Annotated in this window: 24 protein-coding genes; 7 read left to right on the top strand and 17 right to left on the bottom strand. The window is 67.0% G+C overall.

The window, feature by feature from the left end; genetic code table 11:
* Positions 1-41 precede the first annotated feature (41 nt).
* Both ABZ906_RS45140 and ABZ906_RS45135 read right to left on the bottom strand, forming a co-directional pair.
* Positions 42-761, bottom strand: a complete 720-nt coding sequence (locus tag ABZ906_RS45140) for an A24 family peptidase (protein WP_361393078.1) — start codon at positions 759-761, stop codon at positions 42-44.
* Positions 762-849: 88 nt separating this feature from the next.
* Entirely contained in the window at positions 850-3,861 is a 3,012-nt protein-coding gene (locus tag ABZ906_RS45135) for a BTAD domain-containing putative transcriptional regulator (RefSeq protein ID WP_361393076.1), read from the bottom strand.
* A 424-nt stretch (positions 3,862-4,285) separates the two neighbouring features.
* Here ABZ906_RS45135 and ABZ906_RS45130 point away from each other — a divergent pair, with 424 nt between their 5' ends.
* From ABZ906_RS45130 to ABZ906_RS45110, 5 genes are all read left to right on the top strand, one after another.
* On the top strand, positions 4,286-4,936 hold the full coding sequence (locus ABZ906_RS45130) for a hypothetical protein (protein ID WP_361393074.1): 651 nt from the start codon (positions 4,286-4,288) through the stop codon (positions 4,934-4,936).
* Positions 4,924-6,021: a hypothetical protein gene (locus tag ABZ906_RS45125; RefSeq protein ID WP_361393072.1), complete on the top strand. Its 1,098-nt coding sequence runs from the start codon at positions 4,924-4,926 to the stop codon at positions 6,019-6,021. Before ABZ906_RS45130 ends, ABZ906_RS45125 begins: the two co-directional genes overlap by 13 nt.
* Positions 6,022-6,036: 15 nt before the next feature.
* Complete coding sequence (locus ABZ906_RS45120; protein ID WP_361393070.1) at positions 6,037-6,606, top strand: barstar family protein; 570 nt, start codon at positions 6,037-6,039, stop codon at positions 6,604-6,606.
* Between the two features lie 117 nt (positions 6,607-6,723).
* Positions 6,724-7,071: a hypothetical protein gene (locus tag ABZ906_RS45115; protein WP_361199788.1), complete on the top strand. Its 348-nt coding sequence runs from the start codon at positions 6,724-6,726 to the stop codon at positions 7,069-7,071.
* A gap of 291 nt (positions 7,072-7,362) precedes the next feature.
* Positions 7,363-8,934: a substrate-binding domain-containing protein gene (locus ABZ906_RS45110; protein ID WP_361393068.1), complete on the top strand. Its 1,572-nt coding sequence runs from the start codon at positions 7,363-7,365 to the stop codon at positions 8,932-8,934.
* Here ABZ906_RS45110 and ABZ906_RS45105 read toward each other — a convergent pair.
* Positions 8,931-9,389 (bottom strand): MarR family transcriptional regulator, encoded by a 459-nt coding sequence (locus ABZ906_RS45105; protein ID WP_361393066.1) that lies wholly within the window; start codon positions 9,387-9,389, stop codon positions 8,931-8,933. The genes ABZ906_RS45110 and ABZ906_RS45105 overlap by 4 nt on opposite strands.
* A gap of 70 nt (positions 9,390-9,459) precedes the next feature.
* Between ABZ906_RS45105 and ABZ906_RS45100 the strand changes: the two genes are divergently transcribed.
* Positions 9,460-9,861 (top strand): VOC family protein, encoded by a 402-nt coding sequence (locus ABZ906_RS45100; RefSeq protein ID WP_361393064.1) that lies wholly within the window; start codon positions 9,460-9,462, stop codon positions 9,859-9,861.
* Between the two features lie 38 nt (positions 9,862-9,899).
* On the opposite strand, the gene ABZ906_RS45095 is transcribed toward ABZ906_RS45100, so the two are convergent.
* The 9 genes from ABZ906_RS45095 to ABZ906_RS45055 form a co-directional block, all read right to left on the bottom strand.
* The gene (locus tag ABZ906_RS45095; RefSeq protein ID WP_361199799.1) at positions 9,900-10,367 is read right to left on the bottom strand and encodes a pilus assembly protein TadG-related protein; all 468 of its coding nucleotides are present in this window, start codon (positions 10,365-10,367) and stop codon (positions 9,900-9,902) included.
* Positions 10,364-10,819 (bottom strand): TadE/TadG family type IV pilus assembly protein, encoded by a 456-nt coding sequence (locus ABZ906_RS45090; RefSeq protein WP_361199802.1) that lies wholly within the window; start codon positions 10,817-10,819, stop codon positions 10,364-10,366. The genes ABZ906_RS45095 and ABZ906_RS45090 overlap by 4 nt, the downstream gene beginning before the upstream one ends.
* Positions 10,819-11,271, bottom strand: coding sequence for a TadE family protein (locus tag ABZ906_RS45085; protein WP_361199804.1), 453 nt, complete (start codon positions 11,269-11,271; stop codon positions 10,819-10,821). The genes ABZ906_RS45090 and ABZ906_RS45085 overlap by 1 nt, the downstream gene beginning before the upstream one ends.
* A 50-nt stretch (positions 11,272-11,321) precedes the next feature.
* Positions 11,322-11,573 (bottom strand): hypothetical protein, encoded by a 252-nt coding sequence (locus ABZ906_RS45080; RefSeq protein WP_249588426.1) that lies wholly within the window; start codon positions 11,571-11,573, stop codon positions 11,322-11,324.
* 80 nt (positions 11,574-11,653) lie between these two features.
* Complete coding sequence (locus ABZ906_RS45075) at positions 11,654-12,589, bottom strand: type II secretion system F family protein (RefSeq protein ID WP_361393062.1); 936 nt, start codon at positions 12,587-12,589, stop codon at positions 11,654-11,656.
* Complete coding sequence (locus ABZ906_RS45070) at positions 12,586-13,632, bottom strand: type II secretion system F family protein (protein WP_361393060.1); 1,047 nt, start codon at positions 13,630-13,632, stop codon at positions 12,586-12,588. The genes ABZ906_RS45075 and ABZ906_RS45070 overlap by 4 nt, the downstream gene beginning before the upstream one ends.
* A gap of 7 nt (positions 13,633-13,639) precedes the next feature.
* Positions 13,640-14,950 carry an ATPase, T2SS/T4P/T4SS family gene (locus ABZ906_RS45065; RefSeq protein ID WP_361199813.1) on the bottom strand — a complete coding sequence of 437 codons (1,311 nt, stop codon included), beginning with the start codon at positions 14,948-14,950 and terminating at the stop codon, positions 13,640-13,642.
* On the bottom strand, positions 14,947-15,816 hold the full coding sequence (locus ABZ906_RS45060; RefSeq protein WP_361199816.1) for a hypothetical protein: 870 nt from the start codon (positions 15,814-15,816) through the stop codon (positions 14,947-14,949). Before ABZ906_RS45060 ends, ABZ906_RS45065 begins: the two co-directional genes overlap by 4 nt.
* 17 nt (positions 15,817-15,833) lie before the next feature.
* On the bottom strand, positions 15,834-16,565 hold the full coding sequence (locus tag ABZ906_RS45055) for an RcpC/CpaB family pilus assembly protein (RefSeq protein ID WP_361393058.1): 732 nt from the start codon (positions 16,563-16,565) through the stop codon (positions 15,834-15,836).
* Positions 16,566-17,185: 620 nt separating this feature from the next.
* Here ABZ906_RS45055 and ABZ906_RS45050 point away from each other — a divergent pair.
* Complete coding sequence (locus ABZ906_RS45050; RefSeq protein ID WP_361393056.1) at positions 17,186-18,094, top strand: serine protease; 909 nt, start codon at positions 17,186-17,188, stop codon at positions 18,092-18,094.
* A gap of 76 nt (positions 18,095-18,170) precedes the next feature.
* Here the strand turns inward: ABZ906_RS45050 and ABZ906_RS45045 are convergent, their stop codons facing one another.
* From ABZ906_RS45045 to ABZ906_RS45025, 5 genes are read right to left on the bottom strand one after another with little or no spacing between them, the layout of a single operon-like run.
* A complete protein-coding gene (locus ABZ906_RS45045) occupies positions 18,171-18,686 on the bottom strand; it encodes an immunity 26/phosphotriesterase HocA family protein (RefSeq protein ID WP_361393054.1) in 516 nt (171 codons plus the stop codon).
* Between the two features lie 24 nt (positions 18,687-18,710).
* Positions 18,711-19,415 (bottom strand): hypothetical protein, encoded by a 705-nt coding sequence (locus ABZ906_RS45040; protein ID WP_361393052.1) that lies wholly within the window; start codon positions 19,413-19,415, stop codon positions 18,711-18,713.
* Entirely contained in the window at positions 19,409-19,783 is a 375-nt protein-coding gene (locus ABZ906_RS45035) for a hypothetical protein (protein WP_361393050.1), read from the bottom strand. The genes ABZ906_RS45040 and ABZ906_RS45035 overlap by 7 nt, the downstream gene beginning before the upstream one ends.
* Positions 19,784-19,825: 42 nt before the next feature.
* Positions 19,826-20,377 carry a hypothetical protein gene (locus ABZ906_RS45030; RefSeq protein WP_361393048.1) on the bottom strand — a complete coding sequence of 184 codons (552 nt, stop codon included), beginning with the start codon at positions 20,375-20,377 and terminating at the stop codon, positions 19,826-19,828.
* A 26-nt stretch (positions 20,378-20,403) separates the two neighbouring features.
* Positions 20,404-24,024, bottom strand: a complete 3,621-nt coding sequence (locus tag ABZ906_RS45025) for a DUF6531 domain-containing protein (RefSeq protein WP_361393046.1) — start codon at positions 24,022-24,024, stop codon at positions 20,404-20,406.
* Positions 24,025-24,082: the final 58 nt, after the last annotated feature.

Below are 24,082 nucleotides of genomic sequence, written 5' to 3'. Positions count from 1 at the left end.
GGACTGATTCAGCGTACGCCAGCCGATTCCGTCACCCGACGTCAGGCGGCGTACGCCCCGACCAGGAGCCCGAGGAACGCCCCGCCGATCAGGAACGGCCCGAACGGGATGGCCGTCTTGCGCCCGGCGCGGCGGGCGATCACGAGAAATCCGCCGTACAGCGCGGCCAGCAGGAACCCGGCGAACGTGCCGAGCAGCACCGCGCCCCACCCGTACCAGCCGAGGACGGCCCCGAGGCTGAGCGCCAGCTTTACGTCCCCGAAGCCCATGCCGTTCGGGCTGATGAGGAAGAGCACGAAGTACGCGCCGCCGAGCGCGAGCCCCCCGTACAGCGCGTGGATCCAGGACCCGGCGTGCTCCGGCAACAACGCGGCGCCCCCGAGGAGCACGAGCGCGGCCCCGGCGAGCGGCAGGGTAAGGACGTCGGGCAGCCGGTGCACCCCGAAGTCCACGACGGCGAGCAGCACCCCGAAGGGCGCGAGCAGCAGCCAGACCCCGAGCTCGGGCCGCGTGCCCGTGGCGGCGGCGAGGGCGGCGCAGACGAGGGCGGTGGCGAGGGCGACGGTCGTGGTCCGGGGTCCGTACCACTCGCCCCGCGCGCTCCGGGCGAGCCCCACCCACGACCTGAGGGGCGCTCCCCCGGGGCTCTCGGCACGCCAGGCCTCGTCGGGCGGCACGGAGAGCCGGTAGACGGCACGGGGCACGAACAGCCCCGCGACGGCGCCCCAGAGAAGGGCGCCGATGATGAGCGTCTCGTACAAGAGGTCCGTCCCCCGTTGTGGGCAGGCGTTCCGCAGGGCGGAACGGGTGGGCACAACGCCTGGATGCCGGGTTCCGATGAAGCGGGCGTCAGCTCACAGCGGTGAGCCCACTGCGCCAGGTGGGAAGCAGCTCATCAAGCAGCGCCTCCGTACGAGGCGGCACGCCCCGCGCCCCACTCCGGGAGACAAGATCCGCGGCAACCTGCTGAAGCCGCACAGGATCCCCCACCTCATGCGTGGCCCGCAGCAACTCGTTCCAGAGCCGCTCATCCCCCGGCGCGGAATTCAGCGAAGCGTTCAACGCCTCGATGGCCTTCTCCGCACGCCCCTTCTCCAGGTGGAACTCGGAGAGGGCGAGCCCGATGTCGGCGACGAGCAGCGGCAGCTGCGCGTCGATGATCTCGTGCGTGAGCCACCCGTACCGCCCCTGCGGCCGGTCTTCGAGCAGCGGCCCGCGTACGAGCACCAGGGCGTCGGTGAGCATCCGCCCGCGTACGGCACGGCTGTTGGCGCCGCGCCCCTGGGTCGCCTCATGGTAGAGCGACCGCAGCACGTCCAGGTCGGAGACGACGGACTTGGCGAGCGTGAGCCGCCCGCTCTGGTCGGCCCGCAGCCGCGGCGACCCGTCGGGCTCGGTGCCGAGCCACTCCCGCAGCCGCTCGACGAGCGCGTCGCGTACGTCCTCGGTGACACCGCGCGGCCACAGCGCGGAGGAGAGCACCCGCGGGTGCACGCCCTCGCGGTGCAGCAGGAGCAGCGCGAGCGCCTCGTGCATCAGCGGGCTGCGGTCACCGTCCGGCGTGTCGAGGCCGATGATCTCGTACGTACCGACGAGGCGCGCGTACACCGCGGGCCGCCCCTGCTCGGTGACGTCGACGAGGAACGGCGGGGTGGCGCCCGTACGACCGGAACCGGCTCCTCCCTCCCCCTCGGGTGCGGCGTCGACGAAGAGCTCCACGACGGCCCGCTGCTGGGCCTCGGGCAGCGCCTGCGCCTCCAGCTCGAGCCCGAGCAGCGGCGCGAGCAGCTTGCCCTGCGAGGTGATCTCCATCTCCCAGGCGGCACCCGGCAGGTCGCCGGACTCCGTGCCGACGAGGTAGCCGATGCCGAGGCGGCTGGCGTCGGCGGCGAGCTCGGCGAGCTTCACGGCGTCGTCGCCGGTGGGCTCGGCGGCGAGCAGCACCAGGTGCGGCGCCCAGCGGGTGTGCTGGGCAGGCCCCGTACGCCCGGTGAGGACCGAGTCATGCCCGGCGGCCCCGAGAGCCCCCCGCCGCTGCCGCGTCTCCGCCTCCATCGTCTCGATGAGCGCCTCGATGTCGTCGAGGTGGCGCAGCCGGTTGGGCGCGAGCGGCGTCAGGTCCTGCCCGAAGCCGACGAGGGTGATGGTCATGCGGTCCGACCAGCCGTTGGTGGCGAGCTCGGCGGCGACGGACGCGAAGACGGCGGCGCGGTCGGCCTCGGTGCCGCTCAGCGACACGACACCGGGCACGGCTTCGAGGTTGAGCAGCAGCCGCGAGTCGTCGAGCGTGCCCAGGCTGACGAGGCCCGGGTAGGGAGCGGCGGTGTCGACGTCCTCGTACCGCTCGGCGTCGGTGCGGGCCAGCATCCAGAACGTCTGGTCCTGACCCAACTGCCACGGAGCGGGCGGCCGTCCGGCGGGCTGGGCGAGCTGGAGGTGCAGATCGCCGTTGCTGAGCCAGGCGGCGTAGACGGTGGGCAGGGCGCGCGATTCCTCGGCGAGGGACGCGGCGAGCCCCCTCAGCGACAGATCGAGAAGCCGTACGCCTTCGGGGTCGGCGCCCACGAGCAGCGCGTCCTGCACGTCGGCCGCGTCCCCGGTCGGCGTCGGCGGCTCCATGCCGCGGCGTCCGCCGACGGCGCCCATGGCCGACTGCCACAGCGCGTGGCGGCGACGGCGGCCGAGGGCGCCGAGGAGACCGGCGGCCAGGAGAGGGGCACCGATGAGCGCTTCGGGCAGCCCGAAGGAGAACCCTTCGGACTCGCTGCCGCTGCTCGCGACGGGAGCTTCCTGCTGGCCGTGCCCGGCGCCGGCGCCTTCGGAGGGGCGCTGCTCGGGGATGGTGATGTGCGCGGTGTCACGGTCGACGGAGCCACCGCCTTGCTCCTTGGCTCCGCCGCCCTGCTGGCCGCCGCCCTGTTCCTTGGCGCCACCGCCCTGCTGGTGGTCCCCGGACTTGGCGTAGTCGGAGATCTGCTCCTTCACGTCCTGCGAGACCTTGGGCGCCTCGTCGGGCATCTCGACGAGTTCGCCGCCGTGCGCGTCCGCGGGCATCTCCATGATCCAGCCGGGCCGGATGAGGCTGGCCTCGGACAGGCGGGACCCGTCGGGCTGCTCACGGTCCTTGTTGAGCTGGTAGATCTCCTTGTACCGGCGGCCGTCTCCCAGGTGCCGCTCGGCGATCTCCCACATCGAATCGTGGTGACGCCCCTCGGGCGGCTGGATCCGGTAGTACTTGGTGTCCCCGTCCTTGGCGGTGCTGCCGCCCGCGTGCGCGGCGGCCTGCTCGGCCTGCTCGGCGACGGCACTGGCGGCGCTCCCGGCCTGCTCCTGCCCGAAGAGACCGCCGGGGGTCTGCTGGGCGGAGGCGGCGGACGCGGGCTTCTGATTCCCTTCCAGGGACTGCCCGAACTGCGAGAGGCCCGGCGCGAAGCTGGCGGCGGTGGCGCCCACCAGGAGCAGGGCGGCGACGAGTTGCCGGGCGAGGATCTGGCTGCCTCCGGCGCCGGGTACGCGGCCCGGCATGCCCACGCCGGAGAGCGCGGCCTTGACCTCGACCAGCACGCAGGCGGTGAACTGGGCCCAGGCGAGCCAGACGACGACGGTCAGTACGTTGATGAACGTCCCGACCGTGATCTCCTGCTGCAACCAGTCGAGAGAGGGCGCACCGCCCGGAAGCGGCCACCCCACGGTGAACGCGAGGGCGCCAGGCACGCCGAAGACGAGCACGGCCAACGCGACAAAGGCGAGGAACGCCTTGACGAAGTCCCCGGCCGTACGTCGACGCCGGGGCAGCGGCTGCGGCGTCCGATTCCGTGGAGCCGAAGGGCCGCCTGTCGAACTTGAAGTGGTGCGCGCCATGGCGGGTGTCCTGTTGTCCTCTGAGAGGGAGCGGATAGGGATCAAGGGAGATCAGCTGAGCGTACTGAGGCGATGGTACGGAAGGGTCCGAAGGTCAGACAGGGGCAGCGGCTTCCGGGGCAGTCTGTGGCACCACCGGGCTTCTCCAGTTGCCCGTTTCTCCCCGAGTTGCCACGTACGTACCGCTCCCCCTGTAGAGCTTCCGGGCCGCGATTCCCCGCCCCGGACAGCATTCATCCCCGCGAGTCACAGTTCCGGCACGGAATCGCTGCGCCCCCGTAGCACTTTGGAACCGTTCGCTTCCGTCACCGCACAGAACGCGAGAACCTTCACAAGGCCCACCAGTGCTGGTAACCCACGCCTGGTAGCGTCATTCAGCTTCATTCTCGCCTGCACACATGCCGAACTCTGGGGGACTGCAACCGTGGCCCGTCGCACTATGCCCGTCGTGACCTCGCTGGTGGCAGGCGCGGCTCTGCTGTTGACCGCTTGTGGAAGCGGCGGGAGCGAGGACTCCTCGGACAAGATCGAGGGTGCGGGGCAGGGATCGAGCAAGCCGTCGGCCTCACCCTCGACCGATGGCGAAGGACCGGACGTCAGCGTGCCCAAGGACCTGAAGCTGATCTTCGACTTCAGCAAGCCGTCGGACCCGAAGCACGCTGCGGCGGTCGACAACGCAGCCAACTACATCCGCGCCTTGAAGCACGGCATCGCGCAGCAGGACGCGGACGACCCCGCCTACAAGTACTACTCGTCCGCGCAGGCCGCCAAGTACGCGAAGACCCAGATCAACACCTGGATCAAGGGCGGCTGGGTCCCCACGGGAACGGACCGCTACTTCAAGTCCGAGGCGACCGAGCTGGGCGACGGCAAGGCCGTCCTCGTCACGTTCTGCCGGAACCAGGCGAAGTCGTTCAGCAAGGACATCAAGGGCGAAAAGATTCATTACGGCAAGGAATCGCTGGACAGCTACCAGAAGTACAGCGTGCTCATGAGCCCGCCGCAGGGTGACGCCAAGGTGTGGAAAGCGCAGACGATCGAGGTCCAGGGGAGGGTCAAGGAATGCCGCGGATGACCAGGAACCTTCGCGTACGACAGTGGCTCGCGGCGGCCGGCGTGGCCGCCCTGGCGCTGGGGACCGCAGGAACAGCGCGGGCCGACGACATCCCCGGCGGCACCACGCAGCCACCTCCCGCCCCGGTCGAGGGCGGCGCGGACAACAACGGCAACCTGTCGGCCAAGACCTCCCAGATCAAGATCAAGTACGTGAGCGGCGGGGGAGGCAACGGCAAGAAGGGCAATCTCGCGCCCATCGACCCCAACTGGGAGCCGCCGGCCTGCTGGTACGAGCCGGCCTTCACCCCCGCGCAGCTCAAGGATTTCGCGGAGAACGACGGCGGCGGTGACGTCGGCATCCACCAGTCCTGGTTCGGCAACGGCCTCTGGACCGACCACTACCGCGACGGGAAGCCGGAGGACAACTTCGACCTCCACTCCCCCAAGAACAGCGTCGCCGAGGGCTACAAGGACTACAACGAGGGGAAGAAGGGCTACTTCTGGCGCGGTGTCGCTCCCGACCCCTCCGACCCCAAGTCCTGGGACTGCGGCCGCATCATGTTCTGGGTGGACGCGGGCGAGATTCCGGACGACCCGAACGCGCCGACGCCCAAGATGCTCGCCGAGTACGCGTACGACAAGGTGAAGGTGCCCGACACCAAGGTGGAGCTGAAGCCCGAAGCCAAGTCGACGGTGAATCTGCCTACTTGGGCCTGGCTGGACAAGGGGACATTCAAGGACGTCAAGGTCCGCGCGGAACTCCCGAACACCCCGCTCTGGGCAGAGACCACGGCAAAGCCGAAGAGTCTCCACCTGGAGCCGGGTACGGACGACGCGGAAACCTTCCCCGCATCCGGCGAATGCAAGATCAACGAAGACGGCAGCATCGGTACGCCTTACGCCAAGGGCAGGCCGAAGCAGGATCCGCCGTGCGGCATCAAATACCTCCGGGCGACCGACGGAAAGCCGTACGAGCTGAAGGCGTCGATCACCTGGGAGATCTCCTGGGAAGGCACGGGCGGCGCAGGCGACACGATGCCCGACGGCACCTTCGAGACCACCCAGGACATGGACGTCCAGGAAGTCCAGTCGATCAACCGCTGATCAGGGCTCCACGCCATGCGCACGCACGCCACCCTCACCGAACGCCGCTCACCATGGGTCGTCTTCGCACGCCACGACGACCCATGGCTGAGCACCGAGACGGACGAGCTCCAGAGGCAGGGCGGCCGAGTAATCCGCCTGAACGGCGAGGAACTGCGTGACCCGCAAGCCCTGTTCGCCACCTTCGCCCGCCAGCTCGGCTTCCCGCCCTACTTCGGCCACAACTGGGACGCACTGGTGGACTGCCTCCACGACTGGCACGGCCACGGGGGTGATTCACGGGACGCCGCGATCCTGATCGACAGGGCGGACGGCCTACTGGGCGCCGAATTCCTCGGCTGCTTCGTCTCGGTCCTCTGCCAGGCGGCGTGGCGGGCCAACCTCCAACTGGACGCAGACGGAATCCCGGCCGAGGACACACCCCCGTTCACCCTCCACTTCACCTTCCTCCTCACCGCCACCCCACCAGCGGCCTTCACCACAGCCGCCGCAACCGGCATGGACGTCGCAGTGACCCAGGAGGAGAACCGCCTGACGGCAACACTGACCGGCCCAGACTGGCCGGACACCGCCCCACGCGCATAACCCCGCCCCCGGAACCACGGAGCAGGTCATAATCGTCTCCGGAGGGCAGGGCCCGTCCTCGACCTGGCCGGGGCGTTCCGCAGCGCGCACCTTCGACAGAGCTGAGAGGGAACTGGCATGGGTGGTAAAGGCAAGAGCGACCTCGCGCTTCCGCTCAGCGATCTTGAGGACTACGGGGGCCGGTTGCGGTCCGTCAAGGATCGGATGAACCGGACGAAGAAGACGTTCGAGTCCTACAAGGACGACATCGGCGACGGCGGTGTGTACGACGCGCTCGACGACTTCGAGTCCAACTGGGAGGACGGCCGCGAGGACATCACCCAGCAGCTGGACGCCCTTGCCGACATGTCCGACGCGGTCGTGCGCGAGTTCAAGAAGCTCGACGACAAGCTGGCGAAGGACGTCTCCGAGGGTGTGAAGGACAAGGGCGGCAAGGGCGGCAAGGGGAAGGGCGAGGGCGACTAGAGGGCCGCTAGAGGGCGACCAGTCGGCGGCCCCGCTGATCCACCGCATGCCGTACACGGCACACCGCACGCCGTACACGGCACACCGGACGCCGAGCGCTGTACGCCGGACGCCCCGCGCCGCAGCCCCGCGCCCCCTCCCCCAACAACCGGTGAACGCCACCCGCCCCCGAGTGGCCGGTGCGTGAACTCTGCCTGAAAGCACGGGCGTTGGCTCGTAGCCCCACCCCCTCCCTCGTAATTTGGCCCCACCCCCACAACGGGGTACGGACAAACGGGGGTCGGTTCGGTGATGAGTGGTCTTTCCTGGGAGTCGATGGTCGCCGTCCTCGGCCTCGCGATACCCGTCGGCGCCGCGCTGTGGGAGTTCGGTTTCGCCGGGCGCAAACGCCTCGGCTACCGCGTACAGATGGACACCACCGCGAAGAACGCGGACACCCACCCGCACGCCGGAGTCCTCCGGCAGATGCAGCAGAACGACACCTCCCTCCTCGACCCCTCCTTCGTCCTGCTCAGGATCCAGAACAGCGGCTGGACCCATATCGACGCCACCGACTACGTCGTACGCGACGACGACCAGGTCGGCATCCGGATCAACTTCCCCGGCCGCCGCGTCGACGGCATGGTCGTCACCGAGCTCAGCCACGACTACCTGCGCCCCTGCTTCGACGACGCCACCGGCCTGCGGATGGACGACGGCCACATCGAGCTGCCCCGCGTACCCCTCAACCGCGGCACCCACTACAAGGTCCTCGCCGTCCTGGAACGCGACCGGGACTTCCCGGCCGGCCAGGACTTCCCCGACCCCGTGGTCATCGCGGGCATAAAGGGCGGCGTACGCGGCGGGCGGATCAAGAAGACCGAGAGCCACACCTTCGCCTCGAAGCCCGTCATGGTCTTCATCGCGCTCCTGGTGCTCGTCGCCGCCGCCCAGTCCTTCACCTCCTTCACCAGGGACGACGCCCCCGCCCATGCCGCCCCGGTGGACTGCGCCGCGGGCACGCTGACCCTCTCCGGATCCACCGCGTTCAGGGCCGCCGTCGCCGACGCGGCGAAGCGGTACGTCGCGAAGTGCACGGACGCCCGCATCACCATCACGGACGACACGTTCAAAGGCAGCGTCGCGGGCCTCGACTCACTGGAGGCGGCGGGCAAGAGGAGAGCCAAGGGAGAGAGCGCGAGTACCGGACCCGGCCTCGCCGACCGGCTCGCCTTCACCGACGGCGCCAAGGGCGACGGCCGCCCCCAGCTCCTGCCCCGCCCCGTCGCTCTCTCCCTCTTCACCCTCGCCGTCAACAAGGACGCCGGTGTCCAGGATCTCTCCCTCAAGCAGCTGCGCCAGATCTACTCCGGGGACATCACCAACTGGCGCCAGGTGAACGGCAACAACGTCCCCGTCCACCTCGTCAGCCGCCACCCCGGCTCCGGCACCCGCTCCACGCTCGTCCACCAGGTCCTCGCCGACAAGGAACTCCTCGAGGTCACCTCGGGGGACTGCGCCGGCATGGACCGGAGCAAGCCGGGCCGCTGCGAGGTCGGCGACACCGACACCCTCCTGGAGAACGTGGCGTCGATCCCCGGAGCCCTCGGCCACAGCGAGGCGGGCGCCGCGCTCGCCCACGAGGGCATCCAGCAGGTCCGCATCGCCGGTTACCCCGCCACGGTGGAGGGCGCGGACGCGGGCGCGTACCCGTACTGGCAGACGGAGTTCGCCTACACCTACGGCGAGCCGCCCGCCGACTCCGTGGCCGCGGGATTCCTGCGCTACCTCACGGAGGGCGCGGGCAAGGACAGCCTCCCGGTGCACGGCCACCGCCCCTGCTCGGAACTGGAGAAGCCGCTGCTCTGCCGCCCGGTCGGCTAGGGGGCTTCCTCAAGCGGGGTTTCGAACGCCTCGGCGGCGCGCGTGAGCCACGCGTGGATCTCCCGCCACTGCTCCGGATCCGATGAGTCGACCTTGGCGCGCAGGGTGTCCTCGATGCCATCGACCTCGGCGGACGCCTTGGCGAGAGTGGCGGTGCCCTGCTCGGTGAGGGACAGGGTGCGGTGGCGGCCGGTCATGTCGGCACGGTGGACGAGCCGTGCGCCGACCAGGCCGTCGATGATGCGCAGCATGGTGGGCGGCGTGACGAAGGCCCGCCCTGCCAGCTCCGCGTTGCTCATGCCGGGGGTCCTGGCCAGCAGGTTCAGCGCCGAGTACTGCGGCATGGTGAGCCCGTGTGCGGCCAGCCTGGCGTCCATCTCGCGCCGCATGGCCTGCTGCAGGCGCTTGACGGCGAATCCGAGCGAGACCGATGGGTCGAAGTGCGCGTCGTCCATGGACCGCATGCTACGTTGGCGACCATTAGCGCCCTAATGGTTGACCGCCCGATCGCCTTGGAGAGTCCCGATGGCCACCACCCCCAAGAGCACCACCGACACGGCCGACGGCACCATCGCCCCCACCGGCGTGGACTTTGTATCCCTGCAGGTCAGCGACCTGGGAAAGTCCCGCGCCTTCTACTGCGAAACCCTGGGCCTGCCCGCCGCCCCGACCAGCCCGCCCGGAGCCCAGCTCATCGCCTCCCGGCCGGTCTTCATGGCGCTGCGTACCGACATCACGCCGGAGCCCGGAACGGCAGGGCGCGGCGTGACGCTGTGGATCGCCGTGGACGACGTGGACGCCCTCCACAAGGCGGTGACGGAGAGCGGCGCGAAGCCCGAGGCGGAGCCCGCGGACGGCCCCTTCGGCCGCATGTTCACCGTCTCCGACCCCGACGGCTACCGCCTCACCCTGCACAACGCCGTATGACGGCCGCGCAGCACGCCCGGCCGTAAGGTGCGCGGCGGTCAGCCGACCTCGTTCTCCGCGATCGCGCTGCCCCGTACCGTCACGTCGCCGCCGTAGAACATTCCGGTGAAGACCGGGCTGTAGGTCATCTGGACCTCGACCTCGACCTGTTGGGCGTTGGCCGTCACGCAGTGGGTCGCCGCCACGTCGGGGCCGCTCATGCCCAGTTCGCGGGCGAACGCCTGGGCGCGTGCGCCGCAGTTCTCGTAATTGATGGGCGCTCCCTTGGCGCCTTCGTATATGCCCTCGCGGTCTATGTCCTGCGCCGCGTACCGCGCGGCCTGCTCCGCGATGTCGGCGGCCCGCTCCCGCTTGGAGATGGACATGCCGCCGTCGATGACGAAGGCCGAGAGGGAGAGGAAGACGAGAGCGAAGATGATGACGGCGCCCGCGCCCGAGCCGCGGTCGTCGAGGCGTTCCCGGCGGGCCGAGAGCCAGGCGCGCAGGAGGGAGGCGGTGGTGCTCACGCCGACCTCCGGAGCGGGTCGAGCGAGGAGCTGAAGCTGGCCTTCAGGGTCGTCGGGACGTCAAGGCCGATCATGTCCAACCCCCGGATCTGGCAGCTCACTTCGACCGTGAAGAACGGGTCGATCTCGGCCTTGAAGCCGTTGCTGGTCTTGTTGATGCTGACCGGCCCAGAGCAGACGTCGGCGAGGTCGGCCTCCGCGGCCGCCTTCGCCTCGGCCATCGCCGTGCCCGCGTCCTTCTGGATCGAGCCCGCGCGTGCCGCGTCGCGCGCCGCCCCGTCGATGGCGCCGCGGCCGTCGACGAGCTGGCCGAAGGCCACAAGGACCAGGATGAAGAGGATCATCACGGGGGCGAGGATGACCACCTCGATGGTCGAGAGCCCCCGGTCACGCGTCCCGGAGTCGAGGCCGCGGCACCGACGCAGAGCAGTACGTACCCGTACGTTCTCCATCAGCCGCCCTCCCCGTCCTGCACGAACCGCTCCACCGGACCGGACGACTGCGCGTGCACCGTCAGGTCGAGGCCGGGGAAGACCGAGGGAACCTTCGCGGTGATCTCCACCCCGACGGTGTTCGCCTTCGGCTCGATCATCTTCACGTCGGGGCCGATCACCAACTGCGGCCCCAACTGCTGGATGTAGGCGTCGACCACGTCGCGCGAGTTGCCCCGCCAGCCGCCCGGATTCTCGTCGGCCGTCGCGCGGGCCTTGCGTGCGCCCGCCTGGGCCGCGGCCTGGGCGACATGGTCCGCGAAGAAGTACAGCGCGAACTGCACCGTCGCGAAGATCATGAAGAAGAGGACCGGAGTGAGCAGCACGAACTCGATCGCGGTCATGCCGGATTCACCGCGGGTGGAGGCTGCCTCCACCCTGCGGCGTACCCATCGCTTCACGCACCCGCGCACTCGTCCCCGCCTTCGCTACCCGGTAACCGATGGATCGGCCGACTGACCGATCAGCAGGTGCTGCCTGCGTCCGCGCCCTTGATGCATTCGCCGACCTTCTTGGCGCCCGAACCGAGGGCTTCGTTGATGATCGCGGCGACCACGCCGACGATCGCCACGACGACCGCCGAGATGATGACCCACTCGACCGCGGACGCACCACGGTCGAGCTCGCCGGAGCGGGCACGCTGCACGCGGCCCTGCAGGAAGGTGATCACGAGGTCCAGACCGGGGTTGCCGGTGCTGAAGTTCCGTCCGTTCATGGTGAGTTGTCCTTTCAGGAGTGGGGGGAAGGGTCCCGGGCCGCCGCCGTCCGCCGGCCCGTCCATCGCCGTAGAGTTCGCTAGACCTGGAACACGCGCATGGCCGCCGGGAAGATGAGGAAGACCAGGAAGCCGGCACACAGGAGAAGCTGGGCGACGAGCATCGACTGGGACTTCTCGCCCGCGCTGCCTTCGATCTCGGCCATCTCGCGGTGCCGCATCGTCTCGGCACGCGAGGCGAGCGACTCGCGCACCTTGGCGCCGTCGTCCGCCACGAGCGCCAGGGACGCCGACAGATCCTTGAGCTCCTCGACGCCCAGTTCCTCGCCGAGGGTGCCCAGTGCCTGCCACTGGCTGATGCCGGTGATCCGGGCATCGGCCAACGCCGCGCGGATGCGCCGCGTCGCCCACCCGTCCGAGATCTCCGCAGCGGCCATCAGGGCCTCGGGGAGTCCCCGCCCGCCCGCCAGGCTCATCGACACCAGGTCCAGATAGGCGCCGATGACGCGGCGCAGGTCGCGCCGCTTGTTCGCGGCGTCCCTGCGCACTTCGAGGTCGGGCAGGAAGAAGAACAGTGCGCCGAACATGAGGGCCAGCCAGACCGGGATGATCGGGCTGTTGCCGACCCCCAGCGTCCAGATGACAGCGAACAGGAACGGTCCGAAGAAGACACCCGTGGCCGCGAGGAGCGTCTTCGTGGCCAGGAACTTCTCCCAGCTGCGGTCGAGCACCGCCAGGTCCGCCCGCAGCGAGCGCTGTTCCCAGCCCTGCTGCAAGTAGAACTCGGCGACGCGCACACCCACCCGGGCACGCGCGGAACCGAACCGGCCCGCGTCGCCCTTGGTCTCGTCGGACGTGGCGCGATGCGACTCGTACGCCGCCCCCCGCGCCCGCATCGCATCGATCCGCGCGACCGTCGCGACCGCGCTGCGCTTGGAAGGCATCAGGGCCCGTACGAGGGCGTAGATGCCCAGGCCCATGATGGCGCCGATCACTATCGGCATCGTCAGGCTCATCGACGTACCCCCTCAGGATTCCCGTAGGCCTGACCCGGCTGCTGCTGACCCGGCTGAGGCTGGCCGTACGGGCCCGCCTGGCCCGTCAGCGGCGCCTGCTCGCCCGCACCGGCAACCGAAGCACCCGGACCCCGCGGACGTACGAACTGCACGCCCGGCTCGTCCTTGACCAGGAAGCGGTCCGGGGTCTCCACCGTCGAGAGCTTGCGCAGCCACCAGAAGCCGAGTGCGAACAGGCCGCAGACGCAGGCGAGCACGAGCTGGCCGACCGCCGTGCCGTAGGGCGAGACGAAGTCGCGGTTGAAGATCGAGAGGCCGAGCACGAACGAGATCGACACCGCGACCACGATCTGCACCGAACGCCGCGTCGACGCGCGCTGCGCCATCACGCGCTGGCGCATGTCGACCTCTTCGCGCGCCGACTTGGCCAGGGCGCCGAGGACCTGCCGCAGACCCGGACCGCGCAGCTTCGCGTTCAGGATGAGGGCGGCCACGATGATGTCCGCCGACGCGTCGTCGATCTCGTCGGCGAGGACCTGAAGGGCCTCGGGAAGCGGCGTACGCGCACGCAGGCGGTCCACCAGGGCGTCCAGGTGCGGACGCAGGACGGGAGCCGCCGCCCGCGCCGAAGCGGGGATCGCCTGCTCAAGGCCGACCGCGCCCGCGATGGTGTCGCGCAGGGACTCCGTCCAGGCGGCGAGGGCTTCGACGCGCTTCATCTGCGCGCGCTCCTCCTTCGCGCCGCCGAACAGCTTGTCCCAGAAGAAGACGAGGATGCCGGACGCGATGCCCGCCACCGCCCACCGCGTGAGCAGCAGCACCACGAGGCCCACGCCGATGGCCATGGAGCCGCGCTGGCCCGCGAACCGGATGAGTTCGCTCGCCCGCTCGCTGGCCCGCTGCTTCTCGTGCTCGGGCTTGACCGGCAGGCCGCGCAGCGCGATCGCGAGGACCGCGATGCCACCGCCGACCGCGATGCCGCAGCCCAGTGCGTACAGGACGGGCAGCGAGAAAAGGCCGCCCATCGAGCCGAGTGAGTTCATGTCGTGCTCACCCCCATTGCCCGGCGGGGCGGTAGCCGAAGACGGCCAGGTCGTCCATGCAGGCGATCGGCGCGTGCGCGACGATCTGCCCGTTCGGGGCCTCCGCGAAGACCTCGCTGGACAGGACGCGGCCGTCGACGCCGTTGACCTCGCGAACCGAGGTCACCATGCGCTGGAGCTTGCCGCCGGTCTGGTAGTTGTTGCGCCGCTGGATGAAGACGACGAAGTTGACGGCTCCGGCCACGAGCATCTGGCTGGCCTCGATGGGCAGCCGCTCGGTGGCCTGGAGGGCGTACGTCGAGATGCGGTTGAAGACCTCACTCGAACTGTTGGCGTGGATCGTGGAGAGCGAGCCGTCGTTGCCCTGCGACATCGCGTTGAGCATCGTCACGATCTCGTCGCCCAGAACCTCACCGACGATGACCCTCGACGGGTTCATACGCAGCGATCGGCGCACGAGCTCCGCCATCGAGATCTGGCCCTGGCCCTCGGAGTTGGGCAGGCGCTCCTCGAACGCGACGACGTTCGGGTGCAGGTCGGCGTACTGGTCGAGGCCGAGCTCAAGGGCCCGCTCGACGGTCACCAGACGCTCGTGCGGCGGGATCTCGTTGGCGAGCGCCCGCAGCAGCGTCGTCTTACCGGCGTTCGTCGCGCCCGCGATCATGATGTTCTTGCGGGCCCGCACCGCGCACGCCATGAAGTGCGCGACCTCGGGCGTGATCGTGCCGTTGCCCACCAGGTCCGACATGAAGACCTTGCCCATGCGGGCACGTCGGATGGAGAGCGCGGGGCGCCGCGTGACGTCCATGACGGCCGACAGACGCGAACCGTCGGGCAGCCGCAGGTCGAGCTGCGGGTTGGCGGAGTCGAAGGGGCGCGAGGAGAGACCGGAGTAGGCGCCGAGGATCTGGATGAGCTCGATGAGCTCCTCGTCGGTCTCGGCGACGGGGTCGCCCTTGACCTCGCGGCCGTCGGCGTAACCGACGAAGACCTGGTCGTACCCGTTGATGTCGATGTTCTCGACGTCCGGGTCGTCGAGCAGCGGCTGGAGCCGTCCCACGCCGAAGAGCGCGGCGTGCACGGCGGCCGCATACTTCTCCTCGGTGTCGGCGTCCAGTGGGGTGCGCCCGGCGTTGATCTCTATCCGGGCGTACTCCTCCAGGATCTGGGCGATGACGGCGCGGGCGTACTGCCGCTCGTCCTCGCCCGACATGGGGGTGACGCCGGAGACCTGGTCCAGGCGGCGCTGCTCGGCGATGCGGTCACCGGCGTCCTGCCGGAACCGCTTCACGAGCTGGTGATCGACGGGAACGCTCATCGGCCTGCCCCGTGCGTACCCGCCCCGTGCACGCCGTGCGTGCCCTGGACGCCCGCGTTCGGGTTGGCCCAGGCGGCGCCGTACTGCTGGTACAGGTCGACGGTGACCTTGCGGGCCGAGCGGATGAGCATGGACTTGTCGAGACGCCCGCGCTTGCGCCCCGCCAACTGCTCGGCTCCGGCCGGGTCCTCGGCGAGCGTGCCGACTACGCGGGCGCCGGTCTGCGCGGCCATCAGCATGTCGTTGACCTGGTGGACGAGCTTGGCGGACGTCGAGGGGTCCGCGATCAGGAGTACGCCGATGAGCGGGGTCGCGAGCGACGCGGCGCCGCGCGATCCGCCGTGCAGCTTGGTGGCCAGGGCGGCGGCACGGTCACGTACGCGCGCGATGGCCTCGGGCTCGGTCCGCGAGACGAGCAGCACGAGGGCCGCCTGCGGGAAGAGCTCGACGGCAGGGGTGTCCCCGCTGATGCGACCGCAGTCGGCGATGACGTCGGCGGGCGCGTTCGGGGAGTCGGCGAGCTGCGAGAAGGCACGGCCGAGCGTCGGCCAGAGCCCCGCGAGCCCGGCGGCCTGCTCGGCCACTCCGAGCCCGACGAGCACCTCGAGGCCGCCGCTCAACGGCTGGGTGTGGTCCCAGAGTTGGTCGGGCACGAGGCCGCGGCGTGCGGTGGCCGCGATGCTGAGCATCCCGGTGTTGGGGTTGAGCGGTCCGCCGTGCGCGGCGGCACTGCGGTAGACCAGGTCGCCACCCGCGGGGTCGGTCTCCGCGACGAGCACGCGCCGCGGCCATACGGCTGCGAGCGCGACGGCCGCGGTGGTGACTCCGGGAGATCCCTTGTCGGCAGCGAGAGCAATGAGCGCCATGTCTCTTCTACTCGCCTCTAGTTGCCGTTGGGTGACACTTGGACGAGGGAGACGGCACCGGCGGAAGCGGCCCTGGTGACGGCTGCCGCGTCGGCGGTGTCCACCTGGAGCGTGACGCCGAGGGCGCCGGTGCTCACGGTGGCGTCGCTCTTGTCCGCGACGGTGCTGACGCGGGCGCCCGAGACGATGGGCGAGTCGCTCGCGCTCGATCCGGCGGAGCCGCTGCTGCCCTTGTCGCCGGACCCGGAGGCGCCGTCGCCGACCTGGTAGACGTCCACGGTGTCGCCGGCCTTCAGGCCGGACGCGGGGTACTGCCCCTCCTTGAGGGAGACGCCGACCGCGGACTTGCCCGCGGGAAGGCCGCCCTTGCTGGAGAACATCTCGCCGACGGCCACGGCGCCCTTGGGGATGGTGTTGGTGGCCTTGAGCTTCCTCAACTGGTCGAGCTGATCCCACTTGATGTAGTTGATGCTCGCGTCGTCGGCGACCATGACGGAGGTGACGTTGTCGCCGCTCACCGTCTCGCCCGCCGGGATCTCGGCCGTCACCTTCACGACCTCCACACGGTCTCCCGCGCGCAGCACGAGGACGGTGGCGCCGAGGGCGCCGACGAGGATGAGCAGAACGGCCAGGGCGGCGAGTGCCGGTTTGCGCTCGCGAGGCGGCGCGGGAAGGCGCTCACCGACCGCCGGCTGAACCGGTGCGGCGGAACGGCTGTTGCCCGCCCCCGTACGCTCTTGGATCTTCACGCAACTGCTCCCCGTACGCCCAAGAAGATTCGGTCATTTTCAGACACTCGCGACTCTCTTCGCCCGCCTCGGGCGGGCTATTCAGCCCCAGGCGCAGTGTCAAGTCATCGCACCGTATCAGCAGCACATAAGCCCCTCAAGGCGCGTTGAGACTGCTGCGGCCCGCTCCCGCCATCGTTACCCACGCGCAATCCGTACTCCATGGTTCCCACGCATTCCGGGATTCCAGGTGGAGATGATGATGTGCGTACGCGAATATTTGCTCTTTGCTCAATAGGTGCCGCGAGGTGCGGTGATGAGGAACACCCGTTGTCCGACGGCCGACGAACAGCTGCTCCATCAGCCGCACGGATGACGCGGGGAGGGGCAGGAGTGGTTCCCGGTTGGGCAGAGTTCGGCCATCTACGGGCATACGGCGCTCGCGTGGGCCCTCTTGGTTCCCCGCCACACGCAATGAACCCCGCCCCGCGCTCTCCCCTCTCACCATCCGGAACGCCGAGATCCGCAGGAGTCGCGTACCGCACGTGATTTCCCGGTTCTGTTCCGTTCCGTTCCGTTCTATTCCATTCTATTCCGTTCTGCTCTGCCCACATTCGGCACGAAAGAGAAGTTCAACCCCCATGAGACTTTCCTTTCCTTCGTACGTCCGCCGCACCTCACCCGCGACGGCGACGTCACGCACATCCATGGCGGCGGCGGCCGGCGTAGCCACGGCGACGCTCGCCCTGCTGGCCGCCGGCACCCCCGCCGCGCACGCGATCATCGGCGGCACCGAAGTCTCCAACGACGCCTACCCGTTCATGGCGGCGGTGCTGGACAAGGGCTCCGGCAGCGCGCTTGACCGTCAGTTCTGCGGCGGCAGCCTGGTCACCGCGGACACGGTGATGACGGCGGCGCACTGCCTGGTGAACGACGCGGGCAAGCCCCTGAAGCCGAAGAAGCTCCAGGTGGCGGTAGGCCGCACGGTCCTTTCCAAGTCCGGCCAGGGCCAGATCCGCAACGTGGCGAGGGACGGGGTGGTAGTCCACCCCCGCTACTTGAAGGGCCAGGAGGCGTACGACGTGGCCTTCATCCAACTGAGCAAGCCGGTAAAGGGAATCGCGCCGATCGCGCTCCCCACCCAGGGCACGGACGCCCTGATCCGCCCCGGCCAGAAGGCCACGGTCGCGGGCTGGGGCAACACGGACACGGACCTCCCCAACACCCCGGACCGCCTCCGCCAGGTAAAGGTCCCGATCCTCTCGCACACGGAATGCGGCACGAGTTACGGGGAGTACGACTCAAAGGTCAACTTCTGCGCGGGCGTGGAAACAAAGGACTCCTGCCAGGGCGACAGCGGCGGCCCCATCTTCCGCAACGTCCCCGGCCGCAGGGCCCCGATCCAGATCGGCGTGGTCTCTTACGGGGACGGGTGCGGGGCGCAGGGGGCTCCGGGGGTTTATACGTCGGTGAGCTCGTCGAAGCTGTGGAAGACGTTGGACGAGTCGGCTGGGGGGAAGAAGGTTAAGCGGGGGATGGGGCGGCGCTGAGCCTGAGCCGCCGCGCTGATCACGCGGGCGGGGAGCAGGCCCGCACCCCTCGGGGGTTGAGACTCCCCCGCCCGCGTTACTCGTCTCCTGCCCGCTGCCGACCTACGAGACGGCCCACGATGGGCCGACCGGCAAGCGCCTCGTCAACTTCGTGCTGGAAGAACTCGAAGTTGGAGAGAGCGAAGACGCCGCAGGGGTCGGCACGTTCGCCTATACGGCGATCGTTCTCGTCGACGTAGTCCTTGTAGTACGCGTCGTAGAAACAGTGCTGCTTCAACAGATCACCCGGATTCAATTCCGCGTGCGTCACTGTTCGGAAGTAGCCCTTGTACCAAACCCAGCCCATGGTGAAAAAGGGCGGCATGAGCAGCCGGTCGGGGGTGAGCTGCGCGAGGTCAGGGGTCTGATCGACCGAGGGAATGTCGTAGATGTACGCAAGGATGCCGCCGGGAAACCGCGCCTCCCGGGTGTCGTCGGCCACTTTGACAATTCGGCCGAAACGGTAGCTGTCGTCCTCCAATTGGAGAACAAACACATCTCCCGCAAAATGCTGCCGCCGCTGCCCCCGCATCTTCTTCAAGATCTCACCCATTTCGCGCCTCACCCATTCCAAGCCTCACCCGCCCAACACTGTCTCAAGCGCGGCCCGCTGCACCTCGGGCAAGCGCTCCCCGAGAGGCTCTTGCCGCGGGCTGTGCTCGCCGTCGCAGATCCAGCTCCGCTCATCGGTGTCGTACGTCCAGGTCTCGGCACCCCACATGGGGTGGCCCTTCAGCAACTGGGCGGCCAAGCCGTCGCAGTCGGGCGGGGCACCTTGCGCGACCAGCGCTTCGACGACGGCGTCCACGGCCGCGAGCGGCGCGTCCGCGTCTCCCAGCACGGGGAGAAGAAGGAGCAACCGAGCGTGCGGATCGGTGACTCCGGCGGCTTCTGCTGGGGCGTCGAGCAGGGCCGCGAGCTCCGGCCAGCAGAGGCCGGGGCCGATGCGGTCCTGGTCGCCGGAGGTGAGGACAAGGGCACGGGAGGCCGACCAGTCCCGATGCATGAGGAAGTAGTCCGTAGTCGTGAACTCCTCGCCGCTGTTGTAATGCAAGAGAATCACGAAGCCCCCGGCGAGCGGCACGGTGAACACCGGCCAGGCCGACTGGTCATGCAGCCGCTCAAGGGCGGCACCGGCATCCGCGGCATCGACACCGAACGCCTCCGTCGGGAAGCCTTCGCTGAGATCCGCGAGATGAGCGGCCCAGAAGCCCGGAACGTCCAACAGATGCAGGCCGTCCACGACCGGGGCCGATGCGTACCAGTGCCGTGCCATCACCATGTCGGGTTCTCGTTCGAGACAAGGGCCGAGGTGAAGTAGAGGGGTACCCCGTCATCCGGGTCCAACGGGACGTCCTGCGAGGTCCAGCGTATGACGGCGATGGTGCGATCCAGGACGGCAGGAGACTCCGGGGCGGCGGCGTCGATCCGATATCCGCGATCCCCAAACATTTTGAGCAACTGGCTTGCTGGTGTGCGGAATACATCAACTCCGTCGTACAGCAATCGGAGGTCCACCCCCTCGGTATCGGGCCCTGATACATCCACCGCGTTAACGGTTTCCTGCTTTCTGAGGATCAGGAGGGTGTCGAACCCGTCGTTCACGGCCTGAATCTTGACCGTCGGATCGACGGAGGTCGACCCGAACACTCTGACTTCCCCCAGACTTCCGTGACCATCACCAGACGCAGTTCACCTGAAGCTCAGCGTCTGAAGAAGTGCCACTCGATCTCGACCCACCGTCTGCGCCTTCTCCCTCAACGTGGCGACCGAGGCGATGGCCGCTCCCACATCGGATGAAAGTAGATCGATGTATTCGAGTTGTTCAGCGACCTCGGATTCCCAAGTAGAGTCCCCACTGCCTGTCGCCCGACCCAGGAAGTGCGCAGAATCCACCAGGCAGGAGGAGGTATATTCGACCCATGATGTATCGCGAGTCGCCATGTAGGAGTACGCATAATATAGAGCTGATAGCGCATCTGAGACGTAGGCGTCGACTCCAGATGGCTCATCCTCCTGCATCAGCTCGGGAAAGGCATAGATCCGTTGCCGAATCTCTTCATATTCGGAATTTCCTGCTGTTTCCGAGCCAATCCGCCACAAGGAATCCAACGACGAAAGATATACGTCGGCATCTTGTGAGCGTCCTTCTTTGCCGCTCAGACCCCAGAAGAATGACGTTGATGCGCGCTCGACACAGCCTGCCAGAAAAATTTGGCACGCGATGGGTGATGCATTCTCCACGAAAGCAGTGAGTCGATGCTGAAGATCTACCACAGGAAGGTCCTAATCTTTGTCCCGGATTCACGCTGAAATACGTCGCCTGTAATTCGCCCGCCAGATGCACGGATCAGTGGTGCACAAAATTCATCGCATACGCTTCGTGAAGCACCGCCCGCGACAGGGGTCCAGCCGTTCTTGATGATGTGGAGCATCGCATTTTGTTCTGCATGAATTCCGTCAATGTTATCCGCAAGCAGTTCTCCTCTCCGAAGCATACCCTCCTGTGTCTTGTTGAGGCCACGACCGCTGCCAGCCACGACATCTATTTCGCCATAAGGGGTCCGGGCTCGAATAACGGCAACCGTAGATTTTGATTTAGCAATCGGATGCCCAGCTTGTGCGTGTATGTCAGATGCCCTCTTCGAGAGCTGCTTGGCTACGCAGGGGGTGAGTCCGAGCGGATCAGCCCAGAGAAGAGGGTTGACTGGATAGCTGTACGGGTTCGGGGCCGGAGCAAGGCCTAGCGAATCGGGTGTGTAATATCGACCGATGGCTGGGTCATAGTAGCGAAACAGATTGTAATGGAGTCCGCTCTCGGCGTCATAGTATTGACCAGGGAAGCGAAGCGGGCAATCAGTATGGCTGCAGCGAGAGTCCCCAATAGGACTACCCCAAATGTTGGACGAACTACGCCAAGCTATATCGCCGACATCGTCCACAAGTTCCGTTGGAGTACCGACAAGGTCTGTGACAATTTCGAAGAATCGCTCATCGACCTCCTCCTGCGAGATATCCCGTGCACCTCTGCGTTCGACCTGGGTAATTGGGCGATGCGATTCCGGCTCCCACCCCCAAGTGATCGTGCTCTTCTCCAAATTCTCCGCGAACTGCTCTTGCTCTGTGAGTCGGCTCCCGTCCCAAGTGAATATGGTTTGAGAAGAGACGGTCTCCGCGTCATCGGCCAGGAGCTGTTTCGCTATGCGACGTCCAAGCGCGTCATACAGGTAGCGCCAGCTTCGTCCATCCGGAGTGATGACATGCGTGAGCCGGTCGTACGCATCCCACGTGTAGCTCCAGACGTGCCGCCCACCCGACAAAAGTTTCCGGACATGTCGGACCACGCGCCCCTGGCCGTCGTACTCATAGCGATCACGGCGAGTCTCCCGGAGACGCGATCCCTCATATCTGCGTGACCCTTGAGGTTCGGTACCGGCAGTTCCATCTGCCCATACGGCCCGGCTTAGGTTACCCGCGGCATCGTAGGCATAGTCCTCGCTCCATGATTCGGCATCGACGGCAGTAACTCGCCCTTGGGAATCAAGTGCGAAGTTTCTGAATTCGTTCCCCGAGTCACTGATTCCTGTGAGATAACCGTCCGCTCGGTAGCTGAACTGGCGGTGCTTGGTGATCGCTCCTTCCGGATTGATCAAGGACTGGGCCGTGAGCCTGTTCTCGGTTCCCCACTCTTGACGCAACGTAACACCCGTGTCGAGACGTCGTTCCAGTTCACGACCTGCGGTGTCGTAGTCGAATGTGAGAGTGCGTCCGGCAACTTGAAGACTCACGGGACGATCACCTGGGCCCCAAGTCCATTCGTTTGAAACGCCACTTGGCGTGCGCAGGAGAGTTGTACGCCCCAGGCCATCGTAGGCACGTTCAAGTATGCGGCCATTGCAAGTCTCAATTAGCGAGCGACCACAGACGTCCCGCTCGAATACAATTTCTGATTCAGAGTTGGACGCACGCATCATCACCCCGTTCACGTCAAATTCGAATGAGGTGACTTTCCCGCCGGCGCGTTGTTCAACGGTAGCACCGCGCGGGTTGTATACGTACTCAACTCGTTGTCCGGCACCGTTGATACGAGCGATGAGTTGACGTGCCACATCGTACTGATAGTGAACGGGTCGGCCGTTGAAGTCGCTCTCTCTGACAAGATTGCCGACAGCGTCATATTCGTATACCCAGGTTCCGAGTGGCGTCGTGACACTCGTCAGGCGAAGTTCGGTGTCGTAGGTGAATTCATTCATCCGCCCATCTGGATCTACTCTGCGACTGGGCTGATCGAACCCACCAACTTCGTATCGCGTGACTCCATATTCCGGGTCAACGTGCTCAAGCAGATTTCCTTCAGCATCGTACGTCCAACGCGATTCCGATCCGTCGGGGTCGATGCGCCACGCCGACTCCCCTTCTAGTGTCCAGCCATATCGCGTCTCCTCCTCAGAGGGTTCACAAACTGATGACACACGGCCGAATGAATCACGTCTGATTCGAGTTACGGCCGATAGTGGGCTCGTAGTGGAAATAATCAACCCTGCTGCATCATTAAGGAAGCCATGCGTGTTTCCCAGAGCATCAGTCACTGCCTTCAGATGACCTCGATCGTCGTAATCCAACTCCGTCGTTGCACCGATAGGATCTGTTTCCCTCGTAAGATTCCCGTGACCGTCATACTCTCTCAACCACTGCACACCGTCTGGATCAATAATCCTCGCCGGTAGCCCCAACTCATTGTATTCGGCTACGACCTCCGCCCCGTCGGGGTGGGTGACACAGGTTAGATTTCCATCAAGGTCGTAATTGTACGAGGTGGTGCGGCCAAGCGGGTCGGTAAGAGAAAGCAACTGATCGAAGCGGGTCCACTCGCGCGTCGTGGTGTGACCAAGGGGATCCGTTTCGGCATGAAGCTGAAGGGCCTCACTGAATTGATAGGTGGTGGTGTGTCCCAAGGAATTTACAGCGAGGGTGGTATTCGTCTCGGTGTTATAGACGTAGGTGTAGTCGAGGATGCCGGACGTTCCGGTTGTACGAACACAATGGTCATCGTCATCATATTCATAGCGATACCAGGTCCCATTTCGATCCTCCCAGCCATCGATTCGGCGACGTTCGTCATAGAATAGCCTTAGTGGAATCCCTGAAGAGTTGTAAATCTCGGCAAGATTCCCTCGGTTGTCGTATGCATAGCGGAGGAGTGTTGGCTGATCGGCGTCATTGAGAAGCGTGAAGGCAGTGACACGACCTCGATCAGTGGAGACGCCTACTCGATAGCCGCCATCGTGAACTAGTTCTTGCGGTTCACCGTTCTGTCCGTAGCTGATCGCGATGGTGTTGTCATTGCGGTCGGACATGCCTGCAAGAGGAAGCTCGGACGACGAGCACCCTGGCACCGACTTGAAGTTCAGAACGAGATTATTTTCCGGCTGGCGGAGGGTCATTGCAGACCCCGGGACGCCATCCCAAAACAGTGGCCAGCGCGGCCCCTCGACAGGTTGGACCGGCTCGTCAGGGTTCGGGACCGGGTAATGAAGGACCATTCCGTCGTCGCTGATGAACCGAACGCCGTCTTTGTCGAGAATGAGACGCTGATCAAGCGTTGAGGTCCAGCTCGGCCCGAACCATCGGCCAGCCTTTGTGGAGGTGCGGTGGTGGCGTTCCAGAAGAAGAGGCAGGACACCGGGTAGAGCCACGTCGGTGGCAGACATGACCATCTCGCCAGTGGCCATGTCGATGGGGTCTCCGCAGGTGAAAAGCTTCTTCATCTGCCGACCCATCGCACGGGTGCCCTTACCGAGGCCCTTGGCGCCGAGGGCCAGGCCCTTCATTCCGGTTTTGAGGCCCTTCATGCCCTTGGCGAGGCCGCGGAGGCTGGTGAGGCCCTTCATGCCGGGGATGCAGTCCAGGGCGGCGAAGGCGACGTCCAGGAGGCCTGCTTCTCCGTTG

This window comes from Streptomyces sp. NPDC046925 (assembly GCF_040644915.1).
Lineage (GTDB): Bacteria > Actinomycetota > Actinomycetes > Streptomycetales > Streptomycetaceae > Streptomyces.
The sequence above is the reverse complement of the archived record's forward strand: the minus strand, read 5'-3'. Positions and strand labels throughout refer to the sequence as shown.